The organism is Pseudomonas donghuensis, from assembly GCF_000696345.2.
Classification (GTDB): Bacteria; Pseudomonadota; Gammaproteobacteria; order Pseudomonadales; family Pseudomonadaceae; genus Aquipseudomonas; species Aquipseudomonas donghuensis.
Window position 1 is genome coordinate 2,547,742 of the sequence record NZ_CP071706.1, and the last position, 25,208, is coordinate 2,572,949.

The window sequence follows — 25,208 nt, forward strand, 5'->3', positions numbered from 1 at the left end:
ATGGTCGGATACGGTGTGTGAGGCTCTTTTCGGCGCTGCAGGCCTGTGGCCTGACCGTGCTGGTTTGTGGCTCGCTGCTGGCCGGCGACCTGCCGCCGCCCCCGGCCAGCCTCGAAGCGGTTGCCGATGCGCCGTTGTTCCTGGAACTGCTGGTCAACCAGATGAGCAGCCCTGAGCTGGTAGCGGTGCAGCAGCGCGCCGGGCGCCTGTACATGGCCACGGCCGATTTGCACGCGGCCGGTATCGAACTGCCTGGCGAGTACGGCGCCGAAGTGGCCCTGGACAGCATCCCCGGGCTGCATACCGACTACGACAGCCAGGGCCAGCGCCTGCTCTTGCAGGTGCCGGCCAACTGGCTGCCGACCCAGCGCATCGGCAGCCGCCAGTTGTACCCGGCCAGCGAAGCGCGCAGCAGCTTCGGTGCATTGCTCAACTATGACCTGTACCTCAACGACACCGACGACGGTGGTCGCTATCTCGCGGCCTGGAACGAGCTGCGCCTGTTCGACAGCTGGGGCACGCTGTCGACCACCGGCCAGTGGCGCCAGTCCCTGGGTGGCAACGATTACGCCGCCAGCCAGGAAGGTTTTCGCCGCTACGACACCACTTGGCGCTATACCGACGAAGCGCGCCTGCTGACCCTGGAGCTCGGCGACGTGATCAGTGGCGCCTTGCCCTGGACCGGCTCGGTGCGCCTGGGCGGCCTGCAACTGTCGCGTGATTTTGCCGTACGCCCGGACCTGGTCACCTACCCGTTGCCGGCCTTTGCCGGTGAAGCGGCGGTGCCGTCCTCGGTGGACCTGTTCATCAACGGCTACAAGAGCTCCAGCGCCGAGCTGCAACCGGGCCCTTACACCCTGACCAATGTGCCGTTCATCAATGGCGCCGGTGAGGCCGTGGTGGTGACCACCGATGCCCTGGGCCGCCAGGTATCGACCACCTTGCCGTTCTATGTCACCAGCAGCTTGTTGCAGAAGGGCCTGGCGGATTTCTCGGTCGCTGCCGGTAGCCTGCGCCGGGATTACGCGATTCGCGACTTTGCCTACGGCCCGGGGGTTGCCGCCGCCAGCCTGCGCTATGGCCTGAGCGACAGCTTCACCCTCGAAAGCCACGCCGAGGCGGCCGAGTCCCTGGCCCTCGGCGGGCTGGGCGGCAACTGGCAGGTGGGCAACTGGGGCGTGGTCAACACGGCCCTGAGCCAAAGCCGTTTCGACAGCCGCAGCGGCGAGCAGCTGAGCTTCGGCTACCAGTACAACAGCCAGCGCCTGGGCTTTAACTACCAGCGCCTGCAACGGCGGGGCGACTACGCCGACCTGTCGCTGGTCGACAGCCCCTACACGCGCCTGAGCCAGCGCAGCGAGCAGGTGACCTTGAGCCTTAACCTGGAGCGGTACGGTAGCCTCGGTGCCGGCTACTTTGATGTACGTGCCGGCGACAACTCGCGGACCCGCTTGCTCAACCTCAGCTGGAGCAAGCCATTGTGGGGCAATAGCAGCCTGTACCTGTCGGCCAACCGTGAAATCGGTGACAGCCAGTGGGCGCTGCAGGCGCAACTGGTGGTCCCGTTCGACCTGCGTGGCACCCTGAGCTTCAGCGTCGAGCGCAACAAGGACGGCGAGCGCCAGCAACGGGTCAACTACAGCCGCGCGGTGCCCAGCGAAGGCGGGGTCGGTTTCAACCTCGGTTACGCCGATGGCGACCGCGAAGCCTATCGCCAGGCCGACGTCACCTGGCGTCTGCAGTCCGTGCAACTGCAGGCCGGCGCCTATGGCAGCAGCGCCAGCATGACCCGCTGGGCCGATGCCAGCGGGTCGCTGGTGTGGATGGACGCCGGGGTGTTCGCCGCCAACCGCATCGACGATGCCTTTGTGGTGGTCAGTACCGAAGGCTTTGCCGACGTACCGGTGCGTTACGAGAACCAGCTGGTCGGTCGCACCGACCGCAACGGCCACCTGCTGGTGCCCTGGAGCAGCGCCTACTACCGGGCCAAGTACGAGATCGACCCCATGGAGCTGCCGGCCAATGTCCAGACCCCTGAGGTCGAGCAGCGCGTGGCCGTGCGTCGTGGCAGCGGCTACCTGCTGGAGTTCCCCCTGCAACGGGTGGTGGCGGCGAGCATCGTTCTGGTCGATGGCCACCACCAGGAACTGCCCTTGGGCAGCCAGGTGCGCCACGAGCAGAGCGGGGCGCTGGCGGTGGTCGGTTGGGACGGGCTGGTGTATCTGGAGGGGCTGGCTGCGGACAACAGCCTGCAGGTGCAGATTGCCAATGGCGGCAGTTGCCGGGTGCAGTTCACGCTGGCGCCCGAGCAGGACCAGGTGCCGCTGATCGGCCCGCTGGTGTGCCAATGAAGCGCCTGCTCGCGCTGCTGGCGTTATTGCTCAGCCAGCAGGTGCAGGCGCTGTGCTCGGTGGTCGATACCGCGCCGGCAAGCTTTGGCAGCGTCAGCTCGACCCTGGTGCGCACCACCGTACAGTCGGCTTCGACCCTCAATGCCGGGCTGCAATGCACAGGTTCCCTGGCGAGCCTGCTGGCCAGCGACGATCATTTCTATGCCACCTTCACCCCGCCCGCAGGCAGTACCGGCTTGCTCGGGCCCTCCGGCGATGTGATCACCTATACCCTGTACGCCAACAATACCAGCAACTTCCCGATCGCCCGCAGCCTGCCCTACGATTTTGCCCGCAACGGCATCATCGATGCCCTCGGCCTGCTCAACGGCACCACACCCAAGGCGGTGCCGATCTACCTCAAGAGCCTGACCGGCAGCAACGTCGCCGCCGGTTTCTATCAGGAAACCTTCTCGGTGTACTGGGACATCAGTTACTGCTGGGGCCTGGGCGTGGGCAGTATCTGCCTGGGCCGGCAAAACCTCACCGGCACCACCAACCTGACCGTGAGCCTGACCGTGACCAATGACTGCCAGATCACCAGCCCCAATATCAGCTTCGGCAGTGCGCCGGTGGTCGGCGGCTTCAGCACGGTCAACAGCAACGTCAACGTCTCCTGCACCAAGGGCAGCAACTACAGCGTGGGCCTGGACGACGGCCAGAACGTTTCCGCCGGGCGGCGGCGGATGAAATCGGCGGCCAACAATTACCTCGCCTATGACATCTTCAAGAGCGCCGGCAGCGTGCGCTGGGGCAGCGTTACCACTGCCCGTCGGGCCAGCACCGATGCCGACATCAATCCCGGCGCGGGCACCGGTACCGGCAGCCAGGTGTTCAACTACAACGCCAAGGTCTACACCGACCAGAGCACACCCCCAGCCGGTACCTACCTGGACAACGTGATACTCGACGTGCAGTTTTGAGCCCGCGCCCCTTCAGTCAGCCACCAGTAACCCAGGGCCAGGGCGTTGAGCAGGGCGCCGTAGGCACACACCCACAGCCAGCCGCCCCAGGCGTAGACCAGGGTCGAGGTCAGCGCGCCGAAGGCACTGCCCACTGAATAGAACAGCATGTAGGCGGCAGTCAGGCGGCTGTGGGTGGCTTCGGGCAAGCGGTAGATCAGGCTCTGGCTGGCGACGTGCACGGCCTGCAGGCCCAGGTCGAACAGCACCACGCCAAGCAGCAGCGCCCACAATGAGTAGCCGGTCAGGGCGATGGCCGCCCAGGACGCCAGCATCAACAGCAACGAGCCGCCACTGACCCATTGGCCCAGGCCCCGATCCACCAACGCTCCGGCCCGTGCCGCGGCCAGTGCGCCGGCTGCTCCAGCCAGGCCGAACAGGCCGACTTCACTGGTCGATAACGACAGTGGCGGGGCGCTCAAGGGCAGCACCAGTGGCGTCCACAAGACCATCGCCGAGGCGAAGCTGAGCAGGGCCAGCAGCGAGCGTCGGCGCAGCAGCGGCTCATCGCGCAACAGCAGCGCCAATGAGCGGATCAGTTCGCTGTAGCGGGTGGGCGCCTGCGCCGGTTCCTGGCGCGGCAGCACGCGCCAGAGCAACGCGGCGATCACCAGCGTCAGGGCCGCCGACAGCCAGTAGATCGAGCGCCAGCCGGCCAGGTCGGCCATGGCCCCGGACAAGGTGCGGGCGAGGAGGATGCCGATCACGATACCGCTGGTGATCACCCCCACCACCTGGCCGCGTTCGCTGGCCGCCGACAGCGTGGCGGCATAGGCCACCAACACTTGCGTGACCACTGCCAGCAAGCCGCTCAAGCCCATGCCGAGCAGCAGCCAGGGGGTACTCGGTGCCCAGGCAATCAGCAGCAAGGCCAGGGCCGACAGCAGTGACTGGCCGACAATCAGCCGCCGCCGGTTGAGACGATCGCCCAGCGGCACCAGCAGCAACAGGCCCAGGCCATAGCCGACCTGGGTCAGGGTCACCACCAGGCCGACCAGGCCCGGGTCGATGGCAAATTCCCGGGCCATGGCTTCCAGCAAGGGTTGCGCGTAATAGACATTGCCCACCGCCAAAGCGCAGGCCACGGAAAACAGCAAGACGACGGCGGACGACAATCGATGTGCGGGCTGCATGGGGTTCAATCCTTCTGGTTGCATAATGAAACCAGTTGTACGCTAGATAAACTGGTTTTATATTGCAACCACTTTCATTGGCGAGATTTCCCATGGTCCAACGCACCCGCCTGCAAGACGCCGAATGCCCGGTGGCCCGTTCCCTCGACGCCATTGGTGACTGGTGGTCGCTGCTGATCGTGCGTGATGCCTTCGATGGCTTGAAGCGCTTCAGTGAGTTCCAGCGCAACCTCGGCCTGGCCAAGAACATCCTCAGCACCCGTCTGCGCCAGTTGGTCGAGCACCAGATCTTCGAACTGGTGCCGGTGTCCGAGGGCAGTGCCTATCAGGAATACGTGCTCACCGAAAAGGGCCTGGGCCTGTTCCCCTTGATCGTCGGCTTGCGCCAGTGGGGCGAGGCGTTCTACTTCGCTGCGGGTGAAGCCCATTCGCAACTGGTCGACCGGCAACACGGCCAACCGGTCAAGGCCCTGGAACTGCGTGCGGCCGACGGCCGCCTGCTCGGCCCGCACGACTGTGTACGGCTGCCGGCCAGGGGCTGAACCTGGCAGCCAGCTACAACCGTCACGGCAGCCACGGGCAAGACGGCCATTGCCTCAACGCGCAGAGTATGACCACTGTCATCCTTCTGCTCGAGGTCTTTTGCCATGTCGCTCAACGACACGCTCAGTGCGCACCTGAATCGCGGCACGGTCGGCTTTCCCACCGCCCTTGCCAGTACCATCGGCCTGATCATGGCAAGCCCGGTGATCCTCACTGCGACCATGGGCTTCGGCATTGGCGGCAGTGCCTTCGCCGTGGCCATGCTGATTGCCGTGGTGATGATGCTGGCGCAGGCGACCACCTTTGCCGAGGCGGCGTCGATCCTGCCGACCACCGGTGCGGTCTACGACTACATCAACTGCGGCATGGGCCGCTTCTTCGCCATCACCGGCACGCTGTCGGCCTACCTGATCGTCCACGTCTTTGCCGGCACCGCCGAGACCATGCTGGCCGGGGTCATGGCCCTGGTGAACTTCGAGCACCTCAACACCCTGGCTGAATCGGCCGGTGGTTCGTGGCTGTTGGGGGTGGGGTTCGTGATCATCTTCGCCATCCTCAATGCCTTCGGCGTCAGCGCGTTCGGCAAGGCCGAGATCATCCTCACCTTCGGCATGTGGACCACCTTGATGGTCTTTGGCGTGCTCGGCCTGGTGGCCGCGCCAGCCGTGGAGCTGGAGGGCTGGTTTGGGGTGTCGCTGGTGGGCACCGACCTGGTGACCATCCTCTCGCTGGTGGGCATGGCGATGTTCATGTTCGTCGGCTGCGAGTTCGTCACGCCGCTGGCCCCGGACCTGCGCCAGTCGGCGCGGAGCATGCCGCGAGCCATGGCCCTGGGCCTGCTCGGGGTGGCGGCGTGCATGTTCATCTACGGCGCGGCGATGAAGCGCCAGGTCGAGAACCTGTTGCTCGATGCCGCCAGCGGCGTGCACCTGCTGGATACGCCCATGGCCATCCCGCGGTTTGCCGAACAGGTGATGGGCGATATCGGCCCGCTGTGGCTGGGTATCGGCTTTCTGTTCGCCGGTGCTGCGACCATCAACACGCTGATGGCCGGGGTACCGCGGATTCTCTACGGCATGGCCGTCGATGGCGCCTTGCCCAAGGTCTTCACCTACCTGCACCCGCGCTTTAAAACGCCGCTGCTGTGCATCCTCGTCGCCGCCTTGATTCCATGCCTGCATGCCCTGTGGCTGGGTGGCAACACCGACCGCATCATGCACCTGGTGCTGGCGGCGGTGTGTGCCTGGAGTACCGCGTATTTGCTGGTGACCCTGTCGGTGGTGATCCTGCGCATCCGCCGCCCGGACCTGCCACGGGCCTACCGCTCACCGCTGTTCCCGCTGCCGCAGATCCTGTCGAGCGTGGGGATTGTCCTGGGCATGTGGTTCATCACCCCGCCAGGCATGGACCCGGCCGACATCTACGTGCCCTTCGGCCTGATGCTGGCCGGTACGGCGGTGTACGCGCTGTTCTGGACGCTGGTGGTACAGAAGGTCAATCCGTTCAAGCCGGCCTCGGTGGAAGAGGTGCTGGCGCGGGAATTCGCTCATCAACCGGGGACTGCACATGGCCATTACCCTGCGTCATCTGTGGCAAAGGCTGTCTGAACGGGCGCCGGCCGGCTATCGGCCGGGGCTGACCCTTGAGCGGGTGCGGCGCAACCTGGGCCTGGAGCGCTTTGAGGTCGTCGCCCCCGGCCTGGGCCGCTTCGACTGGGCCGGGCAGGTGGTGCAGGTGCGCGAGCGCTGTGAAGCGCAATTGCTCATGCACCTGGTGCTGACCGAGTTCAGCCTGACCCTGCCTGCCACCGGCCAGGGCAATGCCCGCCTGGTGCTGCACCACCGCGGGTCACTGCGGCGCACCGGGCTGCAGGTTCGCCTGCGCAAGGGCGAGCTGGCATTGCAGGCTGAACTGCAACGCCGCCTGCAGGCAGATAGCGCATTGCTGCAAGCGTTGATGCCGCTGGACTTCAAGCGCCTGTTGCTGCAACGGTGCGACGGCCAGTGGACCCTGAGCCTCGAACACATCGGTGCCAGCGAGGTGGTCAACCGCCTGCCGGCCTTTCGTCGCTACATTCGCCTGAGCCCCGAGCAACGCCAGCACCTGCTGGCCGCGCTGCAAGGCTTGCCGGCGCTAGTGGCCGGGCTCTGACCCGGCCACCTGGCATCAAACCTGCTTTCACCCTGGCTGCTTGACGCAAGTTGCGCGCACATAGATAACATGTTAACTATTGCCCAACAAAAACAAGATGCCACTGTGGAGGTACCCATGAGTATCCATCACGCCAGCAGCCCTGCGCTGGAACGCTGGAACGCAACGATGCAGAACATCTGCGGGGTGTACGAGACGGAACTGGCGTTCAACCCTTCGCTGTTCATCGGCGAGATTTCCACCTGGTCGCGCGGCGGCCTGGCCCTGGCCAACCTGCGCACCAATGCCGGGCTGATCCGCCGCAAGGGCCTGAACAGCGACCGCGACAACGACCAGCACTGCTTTCTGGTCAGCCAGCGCACCGGCTTTTCGCAGATCACCCAGAACGGCCTCAGCATCCAGCTGGCACCGGGCGAAATGCTTCTGATGGACGCTGCCGGCGCTTGCGAAATCATGCCCTTCGGCCTGATCGAACACGCCTCGCTGTCACTGTCGCGGGCCGAGGTGTGCAAGCAACTGGGCAGCGACAGCCGCACCTTCGGCAAGATCTCCCAGACCCGTGCCTGCGGGCGCATGCTGCACCTGTTGATGGACCAGCTGTGCAAGGAGCAAAGCGCCGGCGAAGACGAGCAGGGCGAGGGCCAGGCGCTGCACAGTGCCTTCCTGTCGTTGCTCGGTTCGGCACTTGAGGGCAGCGACGATCCGGCGGCCCTGCCGGCCTCGTTGCAGGGCGCCAACTTGCGCAGCTATGTGCAAAAAATCATCGATGACTCCCTGGGTCAGGCCAACCTGACCCCGGTCAACCTCGCCAACCGCCTGAACATTTCCGTGCGCCACCTTTACCGCCTGTTCGAAGAGCAGGGCGACAGCGTCTGCCGTTACATCCAGCGCGCGCGCCTCAAGCGTAGCGCCGCCGACCTGGCCAACCCGGTGCTCAAGCGCGAGTCGATCACCACCATCGCCTACAAATGGGGCTTCACCGACTCGGCGCACTTCAGCCGTTCGTTCAAGAAGCAGTTCGAGCAGTCGCCCAAGGACTACCGCGCCAGCAGCCTGGCCTGATCGTCGTTTCAACTGTGCTGACTTGACCGCAGGATGCGGTCTGTATAGGCTCGCTCGAGCTGGCTACCTACCGATAGGTAGGTTTAATGGTAAACACCAGCCAGTTGCCGTTTTTATCTGGAATCGAGCCTATGCACAGTACAGCCCCCACGCCGACCGCCCAGGTCGGCTTCGCCATTTCCCTGGCCCTGATCGGCGCCCTCGGGCCCTCGGCGGTCGACATGTACCTGGCAAGCATGCCGAGCATTGCCAGCGAGTTCGCCACCTCCTATGCCGGGGTGCAGCTGACCCTGACCGTGTTCCTCCTGGCCATGGGTGCCGGGCAGTTGTTGTTCGGCCCGCTGGTCGATACCCTTGGCCGGCGCCGGCCATTGCTCGCCGGTTTGCTGGTGTTCGTCTGCAGCTCCCTGGCCGCTGCCGCCGCGCCAGACCTCAACAGCCTGCTGCTGGCGCGCTTCATCCAGGGCCTGGGCAGTGCCCTGACCCTGGTGGTGATCATGAGCATGGTTCGCGATGTCGCCGAAGGCGCAAGGGCGGCGCAGATCTTCGCCTTGCTGATGACCATCGAGGGCCTGGCACCGGTGATCGCCCCGGCGCTGGGCGGCTTTGTCGGTGCGCACTTTGGCTGGCGGGCGATCATGCTGGTGCTGGCGGCATTGGCGGTGCTGGTACTGATCAACTCGGCCGTGATGCTCAAGGAGACCTTGCCCGAGGACCAGCGCATGGCCTGGCAGCCCCGGGAGTTCCTGCGTACCTATGGGCGTATCGCCTGCGACCGCCAGTTCCTGCGCCCGGCCCTGGCCTTGTCGGCGGTGTTCTTCTTTCTGTTTGCCTACATCGGCGGTGCGGCCTTGGTTTACCAGGAGCATTTCGGGCTGTCGGTGGAAGCCTTCGGCACACTGTTCGGGGCCACCGGCGTGGCCATTTTGCTCGGTGCCATCAGCGCCGGCCGCCTGGTGGCGCGCAAGGGCCTGGTGCGTCTGGCCCGCTGGGGCGCAGCGTGCATGTTGGTCGGTGCCGTGCTGGTGCTGGCTGGCGCACTGAGTGCGGCGGGGCTGGTGGGTATCGTTGCCGGCATGGCCGTGGCCATGTTCGGCCTGGGCATGGCCGAGGCGACCCTGATGTCGCTGGTGATGGCGTCGCAGAGCAAGGCCCTGGGCTCGACCGCCGCCTTGCTCGGCGCCTTCCAGTTGATCATTTCGTCGTTCGCCACGCCATTGTCGGGCATCATGGCGCCTTTGGGTGCGGCGCACTGGGCGCTGTTGCTTGGCGTCTCGGCGGTGTGCGTCGCGCTACTGGTGCACATCAGCACCCGCCATGCCGAGCCGCACCTGCACAGCCTGGCTGGGCATTGATCCGTATTTGTTGTGGGAGACACCGCTATGAGAAGCCTGACGCCGTCGGCGGAAAAAATCTGCGCGATTGCCGTCGAGCAGTTTGCCGAACTGGGTTATGACGCCTCGTCGCTGAACGATATCGCCGCCGCTGCAGGCATGCGCAAGCCGTCGTTGTATGCGCATTTCGCTGGCAAGGATGACCTGTTCCAGGTGGTCTATGCACGGGCCCTGCACGCGGAGCATGAGTACCTGGAGGCCTGCTTTGCCGAGAAGGTGACGGCCGGGGAATTGCCGGGGCAGCGCTTTGCCGAGCGTTTGAACCAACGTTACCAGGCGTCGGCGCACTTGCGCTTCATGCTGCGCACGGCGTTCTTTCCACCGAGTGAATTGCGGCCGGTGATCTGCGCCGGGTTCGAGGCGTACCTGGCGCGTTTGGGCGAGTTGTTCACCCAGGCGTTGCGCCGCTATGCGCCAGCGCTGGATGAGCAGCAGCAACGCTTGTATGGCGATGCCTACCTGGGGATTGTCGACAGTTTGAATGTCGAATTGATCTATGCGGGGGCGGGGGCGTTCGAGCGGCGCTTGGCGGCATTGTGGCGCTTGTTTGGGGAATCGTTGGCCAGGCTTTAGGGCCTCATCGCTGGCAGCTCCCAGGTTCGGTGCATGCAGTCCTTGTGGGAGCTGGCTTGCCAGCGATGCTTTTTGTCAGGCTACTGCAAAGTAATGCTTCACAAAGCTCTCGCTGAGAATCTCCCACAACACCGGCGTGCCCTTGGTCACGAACCAGCTGTCACCCTGGTTGTAGGTGCGGCTGACGCCGCTCGCTTCGTCGGTCAAGCGCACTTGGCCGGTGACCACCACGGCCTGTTCATTGAACGGGTAGACCATGCGGAATTTGCCCGTGGTGGTGCCAAAATAGGCGCTGCTGACCGGGTCGGTGGGGGCGCCGAAGGTCATTTTGCCGAAGGCGCGCACTTCGCCTTCGAGTATCTCAGAGCCCAGGTCGGCAACGGTGCCCCAGGCGTCGAGTTCGCTGAGCTGGAGGTTCTGTTTAACGGCAGTCAGGGTCATGGCAGTGTTCCTTGAGGGTTGAAAACAATGGGTTTCAGCGCCGGCCATTCCAGTAGCCGGACAACTGGTGCCAGGACTTGCCGGCGGTCAGCAGCACCGCGCGCAGTGAGTCCTTGGCCGGGATGGTCGGGCGTGGCACCGAACTGATCAGGTCATAGCGCGCAGAGCCTTCGCTCATGCCTTCGGCCAGTACCTTGCAGATGATGTGGCTTGGGGTGACGCCAAAACCGGAATAACCTTGCACGTAAAACGCGTTGCGCCGACCGGGCAGGGTGCCGATCTGCGGGAACAGGTTGGGGCTGCACGCCATCGGCCCGCCCCAGGCCAGGTCGATCTTCACGTCCTTGAGGTAGGGGAAGATCTTCAGCATCAGGTTGCGGTTCCAGGCCTTGAGGTCGCGCGGGATGTGCTCGACCAGCGGTGTGGCGGCACCGAACAACAGGCGGTTTTCGTTGGTCACGCGGTAGTAGTCGATCACCGGGCGGATGTCGCTGTAGGCGCCGCGAATCGGGCTGATGCGCTGGATCAGTTCGTCCGGCAGCGGCTCGGTCATCATCTGGAAGGCGTAGGTGTTGATGGTCGAGCGGTGCAGCTCCGGCTCCAGTTTGTTGAGGAAACTGTCGCAGGCCCACAGCAGCTTGCTGGCGGTCACCGAACCGCGCCCGGTGCGTACGCGAATGCGCTCGCCGTACTGCACCTGCAGCGCCGGGCTGTTCTCGAAGATGCGCACGCCGTGTTCGCTGAGGGCCTTGGCTTCACCGAGCAACAGGTTCAGCGAGTGCACATGGCCACCGCCCATGTGCAGCAGGGCACTGCTGTAGGCGTCGGAGCCGATGATCTGCTTGACCTCGCTGCCACCGAGAAAGCGGATCTCGTGCTGGGAGTTGACCGACTTGAAGTCCTTTTCCCAGGCGCGCAGGGTCTTTTCCTGGCGGGCATTGAAGCCCATGTAGCCGTAGCCATGGCAGAAGTCGGCATCGATGGCGTACTTGGCAATGCGCTGCTTGATGATGTCGGCGCCCAGGTCGCTGATCTCGAAGATCTGCCGCAAGCCATCGTCGCCGACGTGCTGCTTGATCTTCTCCAGGTCGTGGCCGATGCCGGCCATGATCTGCCCGCCATTGCGCCCGGTGCCGCCAAAGCCCAGGTACCGGGCTTCGAGCACGACGATGTTGGTGATGCCTTTTTCCGCCAGCTCCAGGGCCGTGTTGATCCCGGAAAAACCGCCGCCGATGATGACCACGTCGGCGTCCACGTCTTCTTCCAGGGTCGGGAAGCTGAGGTTGTATTTTTTGGTGGCGGTGTAGTAGGTCGGCGTTTCGATGTTGATCATGGCGCTGCCTGAAAAGTGAAGTACTGATGGGCTCTATTAAGGCCCTGCGCCGCGCTGGCGTCTTGATCCTGCCTGCCGCCGGGCTTGACTGGCGGTGCCAGGGCTGTGGCAAGGCGTTGATTTTGTTAAAGTGTTAACAAAATAGCCTGATGATTAGCCAAGCCATGCCCCAACCGCGCCCGTCCCTGACCCTGACCTTGTTGCAAGCCCGCGAAGCGGCCATGCGTTTCTTTCGACCCTCGCTCAACCAGCACGGGCTCACCGAGCAGCAGTGGCGGGTGATCCGTATCCTGCACCAGCAGGGCGAAATGGAGATCTACCGCCTGGCGGAACTGGCCTGCATCCTCAAGCCGAGCATGACCGGGGTGCTGGTGCGCATGGAGGCGGCCGGGCTGGTCAGCCGGCGCAAGGCCGAGCAGGATCAGCGCCGGGTGCTGGTCAACCTGGCGGCCAAGGGCGAGGAGATTTTTGCCTCGATGAGCCAGTGCATGGAGAGCAACTATCGGCGTATTCAGGAGCAGTTCGGGGAGCAGAAGCTGCAGGCGTTGCTGGGCTTGCTGGAGGAGTTGAAGCAGGTGGGGCGGTGACCGCATCGCTGGCAAGCCAGCTCCCACAAGGTCTTCTGTAAACCTAACCTGTGGGAGCTGGCTTGCCAGCGATGAGGCCAGTACAGTCAATACACAGAAGGGCCGGATGAAGCCGGCGCCACCCCCCCCTTGAACCTGCCCGCCAACCCCTGCAAGCCGCGCATCAGCACCGTGGTATCCACCCCCACCGCGACAAACCCGGCGCCCAGCTCCAGGTAGCGCCGTGCCAAGGCCTCATCGGCACTGAGAATCCCTGCTGCCTTGCCGGCCTTTTGAATCTGCCCGATCGCCTGTTCAATCGCCGCCTGCACCTCAGGGTGCCCGGGATTGCCGCGATACCCCATGGACGCACTCAGGTCCGCCGGGCCGATGAACACCCCGTCAACCCCCTCGACGGCGGCAATCGCATCCAGGTTCTGCAGCCCTTCAAGGCTCTCGATCTGCACCAGCAAGCACATCTGCTCATCGGCCTGGTCGAGATAACCGGGGATGCTGTTCCAGCGCGATGCCCGCGCCAGGGCACTGCCGACGCCGCGCACGCCGTTGGGCGGGTAGTGCATGGCGCGTACCAGTTGGCGTGCCTGTTCGGCGCTTTCGACCATCGGCACCAACAGGGTTTGCGCGCCGATATCCAGCACCTGCTTGATCAGCGCGGTGTCGCCGATCACCGGGCGGATAATCGCCTGGGCCGGGTAGGGGGCGATGGCCTGCAACTGGCCGAGCATGCCGCGCAAGTCGTTGGGGGCGTGCTCGCCGTCGATCAGCAGCCAGTCGAAGCCTGCGTTGGCGGCAAGTTCTGCGCAGTACGGCTCGGCGAGGCCGAGCCACAGGCCGATTTGCGCCTCGCCGCGTTGCAGGCGTTGTTTAAAACGGTTGATGGGCATGTCCATGGGCAAGTCCTCAAACGAAACGGCAGGCAATCGAACCGAGCATGTCGTAGTCGACATGGAAGGTATCGCCCGGGTTGGCCGCCACCGGGCGGGTGAAGGAGCCAGCGAGGATGATCTGCCCGGCTTCGAGGGTGACGTCGTACGGCGCCAGTTTGTTGGCCAGCCAGGCGACACCCTTGGCCGGGTGATTGAGCACCGCCGCCGAGACCCCGGACTCTTCGATCACGCCATTGCGGTAGAGCACCGCCGGCACCTTGCGCAGGTCGATATCGCCCGGGCGAACCGCGCGTCCGCCCATGACCACGCCGGCGTTGGCGGCGTTGTCGGAGATGGTGTCGAAGACCTTGCGCGTGGCCTGGGTCTGCGGGTCGATCTGCTGGATGCGCGCATCGATGATCTCCAGCGCCGGGATCACCCATTCGGTGGCGTCGAGCACATCGAACAGGGTCACGTTCGGCCCCTTGAGCGGCTTGCCGAGGACAAAGGCCAGCTCGACCTCGACCCGCGGCACGATAAAGCGCTGGAAGGGGATGTCGCTGCCTTCGTCGAAGAACATGTCATCGAGCAGCGCGCCGTAGTCCGGCTCGCTGATGTTCGACGACACCTGCATGGCCCGCGAGGTCAGGCCGATCTTGTGGCCGACCAGCTTGCGCCCGTCCTGGATCTTTTGCGCGACCCAGGCACGCTGGATGGCATAGGCGTCTTCGATGCTGATGCCCGGGTGCTCCAGGGAGAACTGCCGCACCTGTTCGCGGCTGCGTTCGGCGCGGTCGAGCTGGGCGGCGGCTTGTAGGATCTGGCTGTGGTCAAGCATGGCTGAATCTCTTACTGAGGGTTGACGATGGCAGCCTTGGTGCGCAGCACCAGCAAGCCGCCGAGGGTGATGAACAGCGCCAATACGTACAGGGCCAGGCTGGCGCTCTGGGTGGTGTCGCGCATCCAGCCGATCAGGTAGGGGGCAAGGAACGAGGCGATGCTGCCGAACGAGCTGATCAGGGCGATACCGGCAGCCTGGGTGGTGTTCGAAAGGAACGCCGGTGGCAGTTGCCAGAACATCGGCAAGGCGGCGCTGGCGCCCATGCCGGCGATGATCAGCCCGCCCAGGACCATGACGGCATTGCCTGGCGCCAGGCCCGCCACGGCAATGCCGATGGCCGACATCAGCAGCGGTACGCACAGGTGCCAGCGGCGTTCACGCTGACGGTCCGAGGAGCGGCCGCAGGCGATCATGAAGAAGCACCCGGCCAGGTACGGCACGGCGCTGAGCAACCCGACCCGGCCATCGCTGCCGATGCCGGCGCCGTGGATCAGGGTCGGCATCCAGAACGCCAGGGTGTTGACCGCCAGCATCACCGCAAAGTACACCGCCACCAGCAGCCAGACCTGGCTGTCGCGCAGGATGCCGGCGAACGAGGTGATGGATTTGCGCTGTTCTTCCTGGCTCAGTTGCTCGCGCAGTTGCTGTTTCTGGTTGCCGTTCAGCCAGCTGACGCTTTCGAAGCTGTCGGGCAGGCACTTGAGCACCACCAGGCCGAGCAACACCACCGGTGCGCCTTCGATCAGGAACATCCACTGCCAGCCACGCAAGCCGGCGGCGTCGTGGAACAGCTCGAGGATGCCGCCCGACAGCGGCCCGCCGACCACGCCGGCCATGGGCACGGCAATGGCGAACAGCGCGGTGATCTGCCCACGGCGGCGGGCCGGGTACCAGCGGTTGAGGTAAACCAGGATGCCGGGGAAGAAGCCGGCTTCGGCGACGCCCAGCAAAAAGCGCAGGACGTAGAAGCCCGAGGCCGATTCGACCCAGAGCATGCTGGTCGACAACGTGCCCCAGACCACCATCAGGGTAGCGATCCAGCGCCGTGGGCCGACGCGGTCCAGGGCCATGTTGCTGGGGACGCCGAACAGCGCGTAGGCGATGAAGAACAACCCGGCACCAAAGCCGTAGACCGTGTCGCTGAAGTGCAGGTCGCTGCTCATCTGCATCTTGGCAAAACCAATGTTGATGCGGTCAAGGTGAGCGAACAGGTAACAGATCAGTAGCAGCGGCATCAGCCGCCAGGTGATCTTGCTGTGGGTCGAGTCATGTTGGGCAAGGGCAGCGTGTTCGGCAGTATTGGCTGTGCTCATGATCTTGTACTTTTTGTCAGAGGGCCGTTGGGGAGGGCGGGTGGCTGTGGCTCAGCCCGCCTGGTTGCGCAGAAAGGCGTGAACATTGTTCTGCTTGAAGTTCAGTTGCGGGTGCAGCTCGATCATCTCGAACGACAGGGCCAGCAGGCGCTGGCTTTGCAGCTCGGCAAAATGCGCGGTGATCACCTCGAACAGCGTCTGGGCGACCTGGGTGCGGGTGTCCAGGTCGCGGCCATGGCCGACTTTCAGGGTCATGTGGACGAAGGCGTAGTCATGCTTGCCATCGGCCATGCGCCAGCTGTCCAGGCGCACGCCGCGGCTGCGGATGCCGCCCAGGGGGAACACGCCACTGGCGCCCAGGCTGGCGTGGACCTTCTCGAACAGGCCGGGCAGGTCGGCCTGTTGCTCGATGTTGTCGGTGTACTCAATGATGAAATGCGGCATGAAGATCTCCGTTTGAACGGCGGCAAGCGGCAAGCTACAAGCGGCAAGAGCGCGTGCTCTTCACTTGCAGCTTGTGGCTTGAAGCTTGTGGCTGCTGCCTTCGCGCTACAGCGGGAAGACAGCGTTGATCTGGCCGGTGCCGGAGCTGCCGAACGGCTCGGTCAGCACCTCGACCGGCTTGTTGTAGTCGGCGCCGCCGAGCAGGCCCAGGAGCATCGCCGTGTCGTGCATGCCGCCTTCGCCGTAGCAGTGATTGGCGTAGTCCGGGAGCATCGCGCAGAACTCCTTGAAGCGGCCCTGCTTCCACAGCTCGACCACGCGCAGGTCCATCTGCTTGTCGAATTCGCGGGTCCAGTTGTGGATGTTGGCTTCGGCCTCGCGGTCGTCCGAGAAGCGGTGCGAGAGCGAACCCGAGGCCAGTACCAGGACCTTGCGGTCGCTCTTTTCAATGGCCCGGCGCACGGCGGCGCCAAAGGCGAAGCTGTCTTCCAGGCGGTGCCAGGCGCACCAGGCGGCAATCGACACGACCTTGAGCTTTTGCGCTTGCGGTACATCCATGTGCATGTAGCGCATCGGTACCAGGGTGCCGTACTCAAGCTCAAGGCTTGGGATGTTGTGAGCCAGGGTGCGCACGCCGGCGGCGTTGGCTTCAAGGCCGATCAGCTCGCCCAGCTCCGGGCAGCCGGGGTACTCGAAGTCCATGTTCTTGATGAAGTGCGGCAGTTCGTTGCTGGTGTAGGTGCCCTTGAAGTGCTCGCCGCAGTTGATGTGGTAGCCGCTGTTGACCAGCCAGTGGACGTCGAACACCACGGCGGTATCGGCGCCCAGCTCGCGGGCGCGGCGGCCGATTTCCTTGTGCCCGGCGATCGCCGCCTCGCGGCAGCCATGATGCTTGCCGGGCAGTTCGGACAGGTACATCGAGGGTACGTGGCAGACTTTGGCTGCCAGGACGACTTCGCCCATGATGGAACTCCTGGAAATTGTTGTTGTTGGAGCGGGCTTGCCCCGCGATGTGGTGTAGGACCGAAGCAAGATCGCGGGGCAAGCCCGCTCCTACAGGGATCTGCTTTTAGACGCCCCAGCGCGGAATATGATGACTGCCCATCGAGATACACACGTTCTTGATCTCGGCAAACACCTCGAAGCTGTATTGCCCGCCCTCACGGCCGGTGCCCGAGCCCTTGACCCCGCCGAACGGCTGGCGCAGGTCGCGCACGTTCTGGCTGTTGATGAACACCATGCCGGCCTCGATACCGCGGGCCAGACGATGCGCCTTGCCGATGTCCTGCGTCCAGATGTACGAGGCCAGGCCATACTCGGTGTCGTTGGCCAGTTGCAGCGCCTGGGCTTCATCCTTGAAGGGGATCAAACACACCACCGGGCCGAAGATTTCTTCCTGGGCGATGCGCATCTGGTTGTTGACGTCGGCGAACACCGTCGGCTGGATGAACTGCCCGCGGGCCAGGTGCGCCGGCAGGTTGGCCGGGCGCTCCAGGCCGCCAGCGAGCAGGGTCGCGCCTTCCTCGATGCCGATCCTGATGTAACCGGTGACCTTGTCATAGTGGGCTTGAGTAATCATCGAGCCTACCTGGGTTTTCGGGTCTTGCGGGTCACCAACGATCAGCCGTTTGGCCCGTGCGGCGAACTCGGCGACGAACTGCGGGTAGACACTCTCCTGGATGAAAATGCGGCTGCCGGCGGTACAGCGCTCGCCATTGAGCGAGAAGATGGTGAACAGCGCCGCATCCAGGGCGCGCTCCAGGTCGGCGTCCTCGAAGATCAGCACCGGCGACTTGCCGCCCAGCTCCATGGAGTACTTCTTCAGGCCTGCGGTCTGCATGATCTTCTTGCCGGTGGCGGTGCCGCCGGTAAAGGAGATCGCACGTACGTCCGGGTGACGCACCAGGGCGTCGCCGGCGGTGGCGCCGTAGCCCTGGATGACGTTGAGCACACCCTTGGGGATACCGGCTTCGACGGCCAGGCGCCCCAGTTCGTTGGCGGTCAGCGGCGACAGTTCGCTCATCTTCAGCACGGCGGTGTTGCCCAGGGCCAGGCACGGCGCAGTCTTCCAGGTCGCGGTCATGAACGGCACGTTCCACGGCGATACCAGCCCGCACACGCCCACCGGCTGGTACAGGGTGTAGTTGAGCATCTGGTCGTCGACCGGGTAGGTGTGGCCGTCCATGCGCGTGCAGACTTCGGCGAAGAAGTCGAAGTTGTGCGAAGCACGGGGGATCAGCACGTTTTTGGTCTGGTGGATCGGCAAGCCGGTGTCGAGGGTTTCCAGCTCGGCCAGGTGCGGCACGTTCTGCTCGATCAGTTCGCCGAGCTTGCGCATCAGCCGGGCGCGCTCCTTGGCCGGGGTGTTGGCCCATTTCGGGAAGGCTTCCTTTGCCGCCGCAACAGCCTGGGCAACCTCGTCGGCGCCGCCGCTGGCGACTTCGCCAATGGCCTCGCCGGTGGCCGGGTTGTAGTTGACGAACACGTCTTTGCTTTCGACCTCGCGGCCGTTGATCCAGTGTTTGATCATGTTGCTCATGCCTCTTGGCGGTTGAGGGCGAAGAACTCGGCTTCGCTGACAATTCGGTTGACCAGGCGCCCGACGCCTTCGACTTCGACCACCACTTCGTCGCCCGGCACCACGTCGGCCAGGCCCTCGGGGGTGCCGGTGGCGATCATGTCGCCCGGCTGCAGGGTCATGAAGCTGGACAGGTATTCGATCAGGTAGGGGATGTCGAAAATCATGTCCTTGGTACTGCCTTGCTGCTTGAGTTCACCGTTGATCCAGGTGCGCAAGGTCAGGTTGCCGGCATCCGGCACGTCGGCGACGTCGACGATCCACGGCCCGACCGGGGTGGTGGCGTCGCGGTTTTTCACTCGCAGGTTGGGCCGGTAGTAGTTCTCCAGGTAATCGCGGATGGCGTAGTCGTTGCACACCGTGTAGCCGGCCAGGTACTTGAGTGCATCCTCGCGCTTGACGTTGCGCGCAGGCTTGCCGATCACCGCCACCAGCTCGCACTCGTAGTGCATGTAGGCGACGTTGTCCGGGCGCCAGCTGACTTGGTTGTGGCCGGTGTAGGTGCCCACCGACTTGACGAACGCCAGCGGTTCGGTGGGCGGCGTGAAGGCCAGTTCCGCGGCGTGGTCGGCGTAGTTCAGGCCCAGGGCGAACATGTTGCCGGTGGCCGGTGGCAGCCACTCGACCTGCTGCTCCGGCAACAACCGGCCATCAGCCAGGCGCACGGCGTTGTCGGCCTCGACGGTGACGGCGTGGACTTCACCCTGGTAGCGGATACGTGCGTGTTTCATCAGCGCTTCTCCTGCGCGGCAACGATGCTGTTGGTCAGGCGCCCGAGGCCGCTGATCTCGACTTCTACCTGGTCCCCGGGCAGTACATCGACGCGGCCTTCGGGGGTGCCGGTGATCAGCACATCACCTTCGTGCAGGGTCATGAACTCGCTGATCTCGGCAATCAGCTGGGCAACGCTGCGGACCATGTTGGCGGTGCTGTTTTGCTGGCGCAGTTGGCCATTAATGAACAGCTTGATGCTCAGTTGCTGCGGGTCGGCAACCTGCGCGGCGGGTACCAGCTCAGGGCCCAGGGCGCAGAAGCCGTCGCGGCACTTGGCCTTGACCGCCGGGCGGTAGTAGCTGTCTTCCGGCAGGCTGAATTCGTTGACGATGGTGTAGCCGGCAACATGCGCCAAGGCGTTGTCGACGCTGACCCGGGTGGCACGCTTGCCGATCACCACACCCAGGGCCGGGCCCGGTTGCAGCTGCTCGATGCCCTGCGGGTAGACCACCGGCTGGCCGTGACCATTACGGGTATTGGGGGTCTTGATGAACAGCACCGGCTTGACCGGCGGCTTTTGATACGGCGGCTGTTCGAATTCGGCGAGACGCTGGTTCAGCAAACCCTGATAGTTCAGCGCAACGCCGAACAGGGTACCGCTGGCAGCATCGTGCAAGGCACGGCTCATGGGCTTCTCCTGGCTGGGGCAGGGGCAGGGTCCCTGCTCGAATAATTGTTAATGTATTAACGTTATAATTAAGATGTTAACGAAATGCAAGCGGCTTGCTGCAGGAGTAAGCTGGCGGCACAACAATAAGAGTGAGCAGGGCCATGAGCGAGCGCCAACCAATCCCCAACATCAACATCGGTCAGGTCTACGATCAGCGCTACAGCGATGCCGAGGTGCACTACGACAAGCTCGGCAACCTGGCCGGGTTCTTCGGCCGCAACATGCCGGTGCACCGCCATGACCGGTTTTTCCAGGTGCATTACGTCGAGAGCGGCACGGTGCGGGTGTACCTGGACGACCAGCAGTACGTCGAATCGGGGCCGATGTTCTTCCTCACCCCGCCGACCATCCCGCATTCCTTCGTCACCGAGCCCGATGCCGACGGCCATGTGCTGACCGTGCGTCAGCAACTGGTCTGGCAGTTGCTCGAAGCCGATCCTGGGTTGGCGCCGGGGCCGCAGGTGGCGCCGGCCTGCGTGGCCTTGAGCGGCCTGGAGCCGAGCTACGCCGCCGAGGCGCGGCGCCTGGCGCTGCTCTTCGATGAGCTGCACAGCGAGATCAACGCCAGCGCAGCCGGGCGCGCGGCGGCCCTGGAAAGCCTGACGCGGCTGATCATGACCAGCCTGCTGCGCCTGTGCGCCCGCTCGCTGCCGGCCCGGCCAACCCGGCATGAAGACCTGCAGGTGTTCCATCGTTTCAACGAACTGATCGAGGCCCACTACCTCGAACACTGGCCGCTGGCGCGCTATGCCCAGGGCATCGGCGTCACCGAGGCGCGGCTCAACGAAGTGTGCCGGCGCATCGCCGACTTGCCGTCCAAGCGCCTGATCCTCGAACGGCTGATGCAGGAGGCGCGGCGCCTGCTGCTGTACACCGGCAGCTCGGCCAACGAGATCTGCTACCGCCTGGGCTTCAAGGACCCGGCGTATTTCAGCCGGTTCTTTTTGCGTTACGCGCAACTGACGCCGGGGGAATACCGCCAGCGTCAGGCGGGGTTGCGCTAGGCCTGGCCGCGTAGCCAGAGATTGTCGAAACGCCAGGTGCTGAACAGCGTCTGCTCGGCTGCGGCGCCGCCGACCTGGCGGGAGAAGGCATCAAGCAGATTCACATAGCCCCAGATCAGCAAGCCGCCGCGCTCGTACTGGATCTGCTGGGCCTGGTGCACCAGGGCGCTGCGCTTGGCCAGGTCCGGCTGGGCCATGGCCTGGAGGAACAGTTGGCTGAACTGCGGGTCGTTGAAGTGGGTCTTGTTGGCCACGGCAAAGGGCGCATCGATGTGCATGGCGCTGGCCAGAAACGGCGCGCCGATGGTACCGCCGGTGCTCAGTTGCCACTGATCGTGCTGCGGGCCGTCGAAGGTGGCCTGGTCGACCTGACGCACCTTGAGGGTCACGCCGATGGCCTTGGCCTGTTCGGCGAACACCAGGGCCGAAGCCAGGGCCGGGCCGCTGGTGGTTACCAGCTCGACTTCGAGTTTGTCATAGCCGGCTTCGCGCAGCAGTTGCGCCGCCCGTTGCGGGTCATGCGGGCGTGGGCCGAGGCGGTGGTTGAAGGTCGGGTCGTTCGGTGCGTACAGGTCGTTGGCTACCCGGCCCTGGCCATTCAAGGCGCGGCGCACCAGCTCCGGGCGGTCGGCGAGCAGGCGCAACGCCTCGCGGACTTTCGGGTTGTCGAACGGCGGCTTGCTGGTGTTCATCTCGAACGACAGCCAGTTGCCGCTGACCGAAGTCACCAGTTGCAGGCGCGGGTCGCGTTCGATGATCTGCAACTGCTCGCTGGGCAGGCCGTTGGCCATGTCGATCTGCCCGGCGCGCAAGGCGGCCAGACGCGAGACCTGGTCCTTGAAGTCGATGATCTCCAGTTCGTCGGCGTAGGGTCTGCCGTCCTTGTAGTAGTTTTCGAAGCGGCTGAACACCGAGCGCTGGCCGGGGGTGAAGCTTTTCAGCTTGTAAGGGCCGGCGCCGACCGGGTTGGTCAGCGGGTGGTAATCGACCGGGACGATGCCGCCGAAGTTGACCCAGGTTTCTGCCAGCGGCAGGTAGCTGCGCCCGTCCTTGAAACGGATGCGCACGGTGCGCGCGTCGAGCTTTTCCAGGTTGTCGCGGTCGACCCAGTGCAGCAGCGCAGCATAGGGCGAGGCCAGTTGCGGGTCGGTCAGGCGGCGAATGGAGAAGATCAGGTCGTCGGCGTCGATGGTCTTGCCGTTGTGAAATTCCAGGCCCTGGCGCAGGCGCACGGTCCAGGTGCTGGCGTCGGCGCTGGCTTCGGCCTCTTCGGCCAGGGCCAGGCGCGGCTGCATCTGCTCGTCCCATTCCCACAGCTTGCTGTACAGGGCAAAGCCGCGGACGATGCCGCTGCCGATCGGTTTGTGGGCATCGAGGTTGCCGACCTGGCCGCCGGACAGCACGCCCAGGCGCAGGCGCCCGCCGTGGCGCGGCGGGTCGTTGGCAACAGGGCTGGCGGCCGGCTGCTCGGGGCCGCAACCACTGAGCAGCAGCCCGCCGCCCAGCGCCAGGCTATAGCCGAGAAAGCGCCGGCGCTGGTAATCAAAAGGGTCCATGGCCTCAGCCTCCTGCTGCACGCAGGGCCGGCGCCTGGGTGTCGATCCGCCGTAATGGCGCTCGCTCGCCGCGAAAGTGCGGGAGGATGTGCTCGCCCAGGCGGTAGGCTTCTTCCAGGTGCGGGTAGCCGGCGAGAAAGAACAGGTCGATGCCTAACTGGTTGTACTCGCGAATCCGCGCCACCACGTTCTCGTAGCTGCCGACCAGCGCCAGGCCCGGCGGGATGCCGATGTAACCGAAGCCGGCCCAGACGTTGGGGTAGATGAAAAAGTCGTCGAACGGCCGGCTTTGATCCTTGGCCGAGTACTCATTTTCGTAACTGAGCTTGCGCGCAGTGCGCAGCCCGGCATGGGCGGCCACGGCCTTGACCGCGCCCTTGGCCACGCCTTCGTCGAAGAAGCGCTTGGCCTCGGCCAGGGCCTGGGCTTCGGTCTCGCGGGTGATCACATCGATCGACAGGCCGAAGCGGATGTTGCTGCGGCCATGCTTGAGCGCCCGTTCACGGATATCGGCGATCAGTGCGCGGATCTCGTCCGGATGCTCGGCGCGCATCAGGTAGAAGTCGGCGTGACGGGCGGCGAACTCCCGCGCCGCGATCGACGAGCCGGCAGTGCAGATCAACGGCAGTTCGGCCTTTTTCTGCGGCCCGCGCAGGCCGCCGCCTTCGGCCTTGTAGAAGCGCCCCTGGTAGTGGAAGTTCTCCGAGTGCCAGTAGCCCTTGACCACGTCCATGAACTCGATGGCGCGTTCGTAGCGTTCATCGTGGTCGCTGAAGTCACCGACCTGGCGCTGGATCACGTCCGAGCCGCCATTGATGATGTTCCATACCAGGCGGTTGCCGGTGGCGCGCTGGTAGGTGGCGGCCTGCTGCACGGCGACCCAGGGCGTGTAGTGGTAGGGCTGGAAGGCGGTGACGTAGCTTAAGGTGCGGGTCTCGCGGGCCAGCAGCGAGCACACCGTCCACGGCTCTTCGCCAGACGGCGCGTTGACCATCAGCGCGCCGCCAAAGCCGTTGATCTCGGCGGCGCGGGCGATCTGCCCGAGGTAGTCGATGTAGGTGAAGTGATCGCCCACGGCAAAGTTCGACACCGCGCCGGTGCTGTCGCTGCCGGCATGCCAGTCGCCGCGGTTGCGCGGATCGCCAGGGAGGAACTGGGTTTCGCCGTGCAACGGCAGGCGGGTAAAAAATTCAATGCTCACGGTGATTGTCCTTATTGCACGGTGGGGTTGCAGATTGCGCTGATGGGCTGGTCGCTGAACACCTTGCGGGCGAAGGGCAGCGAGTCCTTGAGCGAGGCGTTGACCGTCTCGCTGTGGCCCAGGCCCTTGTACAGGTGGCCTTCGACAATCGAGCCGGTCTTGCAGGCGTCCTGCATCAAGGCCACCTGGGTGGCGGCGGCCGGGGTCTTGTCTTCGGCGCCGGTGCCGATGAAGATCGGCTGCTTGAGTTTCAGGGTCGGGTAGGACACCTGCGCCAGCCACGGCTTGAGCTGTTCGCCGCTGTTGATCTTGCGGGTGTTGGCCGGGGTCAGGCCGGTGCCGAGCACATCGGCCACCAGTGATGACAGGCAGGTGCTGCGCGCCTGTTCGAACAGCGGCAGGGCCTTGTCGGTGTAGAAGTCGCGCGGGTCGATGCGTGGGTCGTACTGCTGGGCCGCCAGCAAGGTGTAGAAGCCGTAGGCCAGGGAGGCGTCGACCTTGTCCGGGTCCTGCTCGCCGACGTTCTTCGTTCCCACGGTGTAGATCACCCCGGTGCCGACGCTGCCCTTCAGGCCCAGGTCCGGGGCGTAGGTCGGCGCATAGGCGGCCGAGGCAAAGGCGCCGGCGCCGCCCTGGGATTGGCCGACCACCAGCACCTTATTGGCCAGCCCCGGCACCCCGGCAATCACCGCGCGGGCGGCGTCGAGGATGCCGTAGGCGGCCATGCGGTTGTTCAGCAGCGGGTGGCCGCCGGGCACGCCCAGGCCCTGGTAGTCGGTGGCGACGATGGCGTAGCCCTCGTTGAGCCAGCGCGCCAGGTACTGCACGTCGCGGTACGAGCGCCCGGCCCAGGACGGCGCGCAGACATCCGCCACACCCACCGTGCCATGGCCCCAGGTCACCAGCGGCCAGCCGCCTGCCGGTGCCTTGCCCTTAGGAATGAACAGTGCACCAGACACTGCCACCGGGGTCTTGCCGTCGATGCCGTCGGTGGAGCTATAGAGGATGCGCAGTTGCGACGCCGCGCCGGGCAGGCTCAGGGTCTGTTCCAGCGGCTCGCTGCGCAACAGTTTGCCGGGGCTGGCGGGGATGGCCTGGCTCCAGCTGTAGAACGCCGAGACCCGGCCATCGCCTTGCAGCGGGTCGGGTTTGGGCGCGAAGGTGTCAGCGGCCATGGCGCTGAGCGACAGGGCCAGCAGGCTCAGGCCGAAGGCGAATGTGTTCTGCAGTTTCATCGAGAGGTCCTTGCACGGTGCGTGTGCCAGGCTTGAGCGAAATGCGTGCCAGGGCGCTGCAGGCCTTGGTTTTCAAGGGCTGCGTTGCCAGCATGGGGGTTGCCTGAGGGCATCGATGCTGGCCAGCCACCACGCGTTGCTGGCCGACTGTTGCTGG

General features: G+C 64.9%; 24 protein-coding genes. 10 read left to right on the forward strand and 14 right to left on the reverse strand.

What is annotated here, in order from left to right; all coding sequences use genetic code 11:
• Positions 1-35: 35 nt before the first annotated feature.
• Complete coding sequence (locus tag BV82_RS11885) at positions 36-2,351, forward strand: fimbria/pilus outer membrane usher protein (RefSeq protein ID WP_244993547.1); 2,316 nt, start codon at positions 36-38, stop codon at positions 2,349-2,351.
• Complete coding sequence (locus BV82_RS11890; protein ID WP_036995990.1) at positions 2,348-3,313, forward strand: Csu type fimbrial protein; 966 nt, start codon at positions 2,348-2,350, stop codon at positions 3,311-3,313. The genes BV82_RS11885 and BV82_RS11890 overlap by 4 nt, the downstream gene beginning before the upstream one ends.
• On the opposite strand, the gene BV82_RS11895 is transcribed toward BV82_RS11890, so the two are convergent.
• Positions 3,277-4,485, reverse strand: a complete 1,209-nt coding sequence (locus BV82_RS11895; RefSeq protein WP_036995989.1) for an MFS transporter — start codon at positions 4,483-4,485, stop codon at positions 3,277-3,279. The genes BV82_RS11890 and BV82_RS11895 overlap by 37 nt on opposite strands.
• 92 nt (positions 4,486-4,577) lie before the next feature.
• Between BV82_RS11895 and BV82_RS11900 the strand changes: the two genes are divergently transcribed.
• The 6 genes from BV82_RS11900 (at position 4,578) to BV82_RS11925 (ending at position 10,208) form a co-directional block, all read left to right on the forward strand.
• Positions 4,578-5,027, forward strand: a complete 450-nt coding sequence (locus tag BV82_RS11900) for a winged helix-turn-helix transcriptional regulator (RefSeq protein WP_010221831.1) — start codon at positions 4,578-4,580, stop codon at positions 5,025-5,027.
• 105 nt (positions 5,028-5,132) lie between these two features.
• The gene (locus BV82_RS11905) at positions 5,133-6,635 is read left to right on the forward strand and encodes an APC family permease (RefSeq protein ID WP_010221832.1); all 1,503 of its coding nucleotides are present in this window, start codon (positions 5,133-5,135) and stop codon (positions 6,633-6,635) included.
• The gene (locus tag BV82_RS11910) at positions 6,595-7,179 is read left to right on the forward strand and encodes a DUF3156 family protein (protein WP_036995988.1); all 585 of its coding nucleotides are present in this window, start codon (positions 6,595-6,597) and stop codon (positions 7,177-7,179) included. The genes BV82_RS11905 and BV82_RS11910 overlap by 41 nt, the downstream gene beginning before the upstream one ends.
• 117 nt (positions 7,180-7,296) lie before the next feature.
• Entirely contained in the window at positions 7,297-8,241 is a 945-nt protein-coding gene (gene feaR, locus BV82_RS11915) for a transcriptional regulator FeaR (RefSeq protein WP_010221834.1), read from the forward strand.
• Positions 8,242-8,372: 131 nt separating this feature from the next.
• Positions 8,373-9,596, forward strand: a complete 1,224-nt coding sequence (locus BV82_RS11920; RefSeq protein ID WP_036995987.1) for a multidrug effflux MFS transporter — start codon at positions 8,373-8,375, stop codon at positions 9,594-9,596.
• A gap of 27 nt (positions 9,597-9,623) precedes the next feature.
• Positions 9,624-10,208, forward strand: coding sequence for a TetR/AcrR family transcriptional regulator (locus BV82_RS11925; protein WP_010221836.1), 585 nt, complete (start codon positions 9,624-9,626; stop codon positions 10,206-10,208).
• Positions 10,209-10,283: 75 nt separating this feature from the next.
• On the opposite strand, the gene BV82_RS11930 is transcribed toward BV82_RS11925, so the two are convergent.
• Both BV82_RS11930 and BV82_RS11935 read right to left on the reverse strand, forming a co-directional pair.
• Positions 10,284-10,649 (reverse strand): cupin domain-containing protein, encoded by a 366-nt coding sequence (locus BV82_RS11930; protein WP_010221837.1) that lies wholly within the window; start codon positions 10,647-10,649, stop codon positions 10,284-10,286.
• A gap of 34 nt (positions 10,650-10,683) precedes the next feature.
• Complete coding sequence (locus BV82_RS11935; protein WP_010221838.1) at positions 10,684-11,982, reverse strand: NAD(P)/FAD-dependent oxidoreductase; 1,299 nt, start codon at positions 11,980-11,982, stop codon at positions 10,684-10,686.
• A gap of 164 nt (positions 11,983-12,146) precedes the next feature.
• Here BV82_RS11935 and hpaR point away from each other — a divergent pair, with 164 nt between their 5' ends.
• A complete protein-coding gene (gene hpaR / locus BV82_RS11940) occupies positions 12,147-12,569 on the forward strand; it encodes a homoprotocatechuate degradation operon regulator HpaR (RefSeq protein ID WP_036996137.1) in 423 nt (140 codons plus the stop codon).
• A gap of 86 nt (positions 12,570-12,655) precedes the next feature.
• Here the strand turns inward: hpaR and hpaI are convergent, their stop codons facing one another.
• The 8 genes from hpaI to BV82_RS11980 all read right to left on the reverse strand — a co-directional run bounded on the left by hpaI (position 12,656) and on the right by BV82_RS11980 (position 20,013).
• A complete protein-coding gene (gene hpaI / locus BV82_RS11945) occupies positions 12,656-13,459 on the reverse strand; it encodes a 4-hydroxy-2-oxoheptanedioate aldolase (RefSeq protein WP_010221841.1) in 804 nt (267 codons plus the stop codon).
• A 10-nt stretch (positions 13,460-13,469) separates the two neighbouring features.
• Complete coding sequence (gene hpaH, locus BV82_RS11950; RefSeq protein WP_010221844.1) at positions 13,470-14,273, reverse strand: 2-oxo-hept-4-ene-1,7-dioate hydratase; 804 nt, start codon at positions 14,271-14,273, stop codon at positions 13,470-13,472.
• 11 nt (positions 14,274-14,284) lie between these two features.
• Positions 14,285-15,589, reverse strand: coding sequence for an MFS transporter (locus tag BV82_RS11955; protein ID WP_010221845.1), 1,305 nt, complete (start codon positions 15,587-15,589; stop codon positions 14,285-14,287).
• Positions 15,590-15,640: 51 nt separating this feature from the next.
• Positions 15,641-16,033 (reverse strand): tautomerase family protein, encoded by a 393-nt coding sequence (locus BV82_RS11960; protein WP_010221846.1) that lies wholly within the window; start codon positions 16,031-16,033, stop codon positions 15,641-15,643.
• Positions 16,034-16,138: 105 nt separating this feature from the next.
• Positions 16,139-16,996, reverse strand: coding sequence for a 3,4-dihydroxyphenylacetate 2,3-dioxygenase (gene hpaD / locus BV82_RS11965; protein ID WP_036995986.1), 858 nt, complete (start codon positions 16,994-16,996; stop codon positions 16,139-16,141).
• Between the two features lie 106 nt (positions 16,997-17,102).
• Positions 17,103-18,563: a 5-carboxymethyl-2-hydroxymuconate semialdehyde dehydrogenase gene (gene hpaE, locus BV82_RS11970; protein ID WP_036996135.1), complete on the reverse strand. Its 1,461-nt coding sequence runs from the start codon at positions 18,561-18,563 to the stop codon at positions 17,103-17,105.
• Positions 18,564-18,568: 5 nt separating this feature from the next.
• Positions 18,569-19,342 carry a fumarylacetoacetate hydrolase family protein gene (locus tag BV82_RS11975; protein WP_036995985.1) on the reverse strand — a complete coding sequence of 258 codons (774 nt, stop codon included), beginning with the start codon at positions 19,340-19,342 and terminating at the stop codon, positions 18,569-18,571.
• Positions 19,342-20,013, reverse strand: a complete 672-nt coding sequence (locus tag BV82_RS11980; protein WP_010221850.1) for a fumarylacetoacetate hydrolase family protein — start codon at positions 20,011-20,013, stop codon at positions 19,342-19,344. Before BV82_RS11980 ends, BV82_RS11975 begins: the two co-directional genes overlap by 1 nt.
• Before the next feature lie 143 nt (positions 20,014-20,156).
• Between BV82_RS11980 and hpaA the strand changes: the two genes are divergently transcribed.
• Complete coding sequence (gene hpaA / locus BV82_RS11985; RefSeq protein ID WP_010221851.1) at positions 20,157-21,059, forward strand: 4-hydroxyphenylacetate catabolism regulatory protein HpaA; 903 nt, start codon at positions 20,157-20,159, stop codon at positions 21,057-21,059.
• On the opposite strand, the gene BV82_RS11990 is transcribed toward hpaA, so the two are convergent.
• From BV82_RS11990 to BV82_RS12000, 3 genes are read right to left on the reverse strand one after another with little or no spacing between them, the layout of a single operon-like run.
• Entirely contained in the window at positions 21,056-22,615 is a 1,560-nt protein-coding gene (locus BV82_RS11990) for an ABC transporter substrate-binding protein (RefSeq protein WP_010221852.1), read from the reverse strand. The genes hpaA and BV82_RS11990 overlap by 4 nt on opposite strands.
• 4 nt (positions 22,616-22,619) lie before the next feature.
• Positions 22,620-23,816, reverse strand: coding sequence for an LLM class flavin-dependent oxidoreductase (locus BV82_RS11995; RefSeq protein ID WP_036995984.1), 1,197 nt, complete (start codon positions 23,814-23,816; stop codon positions 22,620-22,622).
• An 11-nt stretch (positions 23,817-23,827) separates the two neighbouring features.
• The gene (locus tag BV82_RS12000; protein ID WP_036995983.1) at positions 23,828-25,051 is read right to left on the reverse strand and encodes a lipase family protein; all 1,224 of its coding nucleotides are present in this window, start codon (positions 25,049-25,051) and stop codon (positions 23,828-23,830) included.
• Positions 25,052-25,208 lie beyond the last annotated feature (157 nt).

Bases quoted from the DNA above. Each gene is read 5' to 3' on its own strand.
- BV82_RS11890 (WP_036995990.1), top strand. From the start codon at position 2,348: ATGAAGCGCCTGCTCGCGCTGCTGGCGTTATTGCTCAGCCAGCAGGTG.
- BV82_RS11895 (WP_036995989.1), bottom strand. From the start codon at position 4,485: ATGCAGCCCGCACATCGATTGTCGTCCGCCGTCGTCTTGCTGTTTTCC.
- BV82_RS11900 (WP_010221831.1), top strand. From the start codon at position 4,578: ATGGTCCAACGCACCCGCCTGCAAGACGCCGAATGCCCGGTGGCCCGT.
- BV82_RS11905 (WP_010221832.1), top strand. From the start codon at position 5,133: ATGTCGCTCAACGACACGCTCAGTGCGCACCTGAATCGCGGCACGGTC.
- BV82_RS11910 (WP_036995988.1), top strand. From the start codon at position 6,595: ATGGCCATTACCCTGCGTCATCTGTGGCAAAGGCTGTCTGAACGGGCG.
- feaR (WP_010221834.1), top strand. From the start codon at position 7,297: ATGAGTATCCATCACGCCAGCAGCCCTGCGCTGGAACGCTGGAACGCA.
- BV82_RS11920 (WP_036995987.1), top strand. From the start codon at position 8,373: ATGCACAGTACAGCCCCCACGCCGACCGCCCAGGTCGGCTTCGCCATT.
- BV82_RS11925 (WP_010221836.1), top strand. From the start codon at position 9,624: ATGAGAAGCCTGACGCCGTCGGCGGAAAAAATCTGCGCGATTGCCGTC.
- BV82_RS11930 (WP_010221837.1), bottom strand. From the start codon at position 10,649: ATGACCCTGACTGCCGTTAAACAGAACCTCCAGCTCAGCGAACTCGAC.
- BV82_RS11935 (WP_010221838.1), bottom strand. From the start codon at position 11,982: ATGATCAACATCGAAACGCCGACCTACTACACCGCCACCAAAAAATAC.
- hpaR (WP_036996137.1), top strand. From the start codon at position 12,147: ATGCCCCAACCGCGCCCGTCCCTGACCCTGACCTTGTTGCAAGCCCGC.
- hpaI (WP_010221841.1), bottom strand. From the start codon at position 13,459: ATGGACATGCCCATCAACCGTTTTAAACAACGCCTGCAACGCGGCGAG.
- hpaH (WP_010221844.1), bottom strand. From the start codon at position 14,273: ATGCTTGACCACAGCCAGATCCTACAAGCCGCCGCCCAGCTCGACCGC.
- BV82_RS11955 (WP_010221845.1), bottom strand. From the start codon at position 15,589: ATGAGCACAGCCAATACTGCCGAACACGCTGCCCTTGCCCAACATGAC.
- BV82_RS11960 (WP_010221846.1), bottom strand. From the start codon at position 16,033: ATGCCGCATTTCATCATTGAGTACACCGACAACATCGAGCAACAGGCC.
- hpaD (WP_036995986.1), bottom strand. From the start codon at position 16,996: ATGGGCGAAGTCGTCCTGGCAGCCAAAGTCTGCCACGTACCCTCGATG.
- hpaE (WP_036996135.1), bottom strand. From the start codon at position 18,563: ATGATCAAACACTGGATCAACGGCCGCGAGGTCGAAAGCAAAGACGTG.
- BV82_RS11975 (WP_036995985.1), bottom strand. From the start codon at position 19,342: ATGAAACACGCACGTATCCGCTACCAGGGTGAAGTCCACGCCGTCACC.
- BV82_RS11980 (WP_010221850.1), bottom strand. From the start codon at position 20,013: ATGAGCCGTGCCTTGCACGATGCTGCCAGCGGTACCCTGTTCGGCGTT.
- hpaA (WP_010221851.1), top strand. From the start codon at position 20,157: ATGAGCGAGCGCCAACCAATCCCCAACATCAACATCGGTCAGGTCTAC.
- BV82_RS11990 (WP_010221852.1), bottom strand. From the start codon at position 22,615: ATGGACCCTTTTGATTACCAGCGCCGGCGCTTTCTCGGCTATAGCCTG.
- BV82_RS12000 (WP_036995983.1), bottom strand. From the start codon at position 25,051: ATGAAACTGCAGAACACATTCGCCTTCGGCCTGAGCCTGCTGGCCCTG.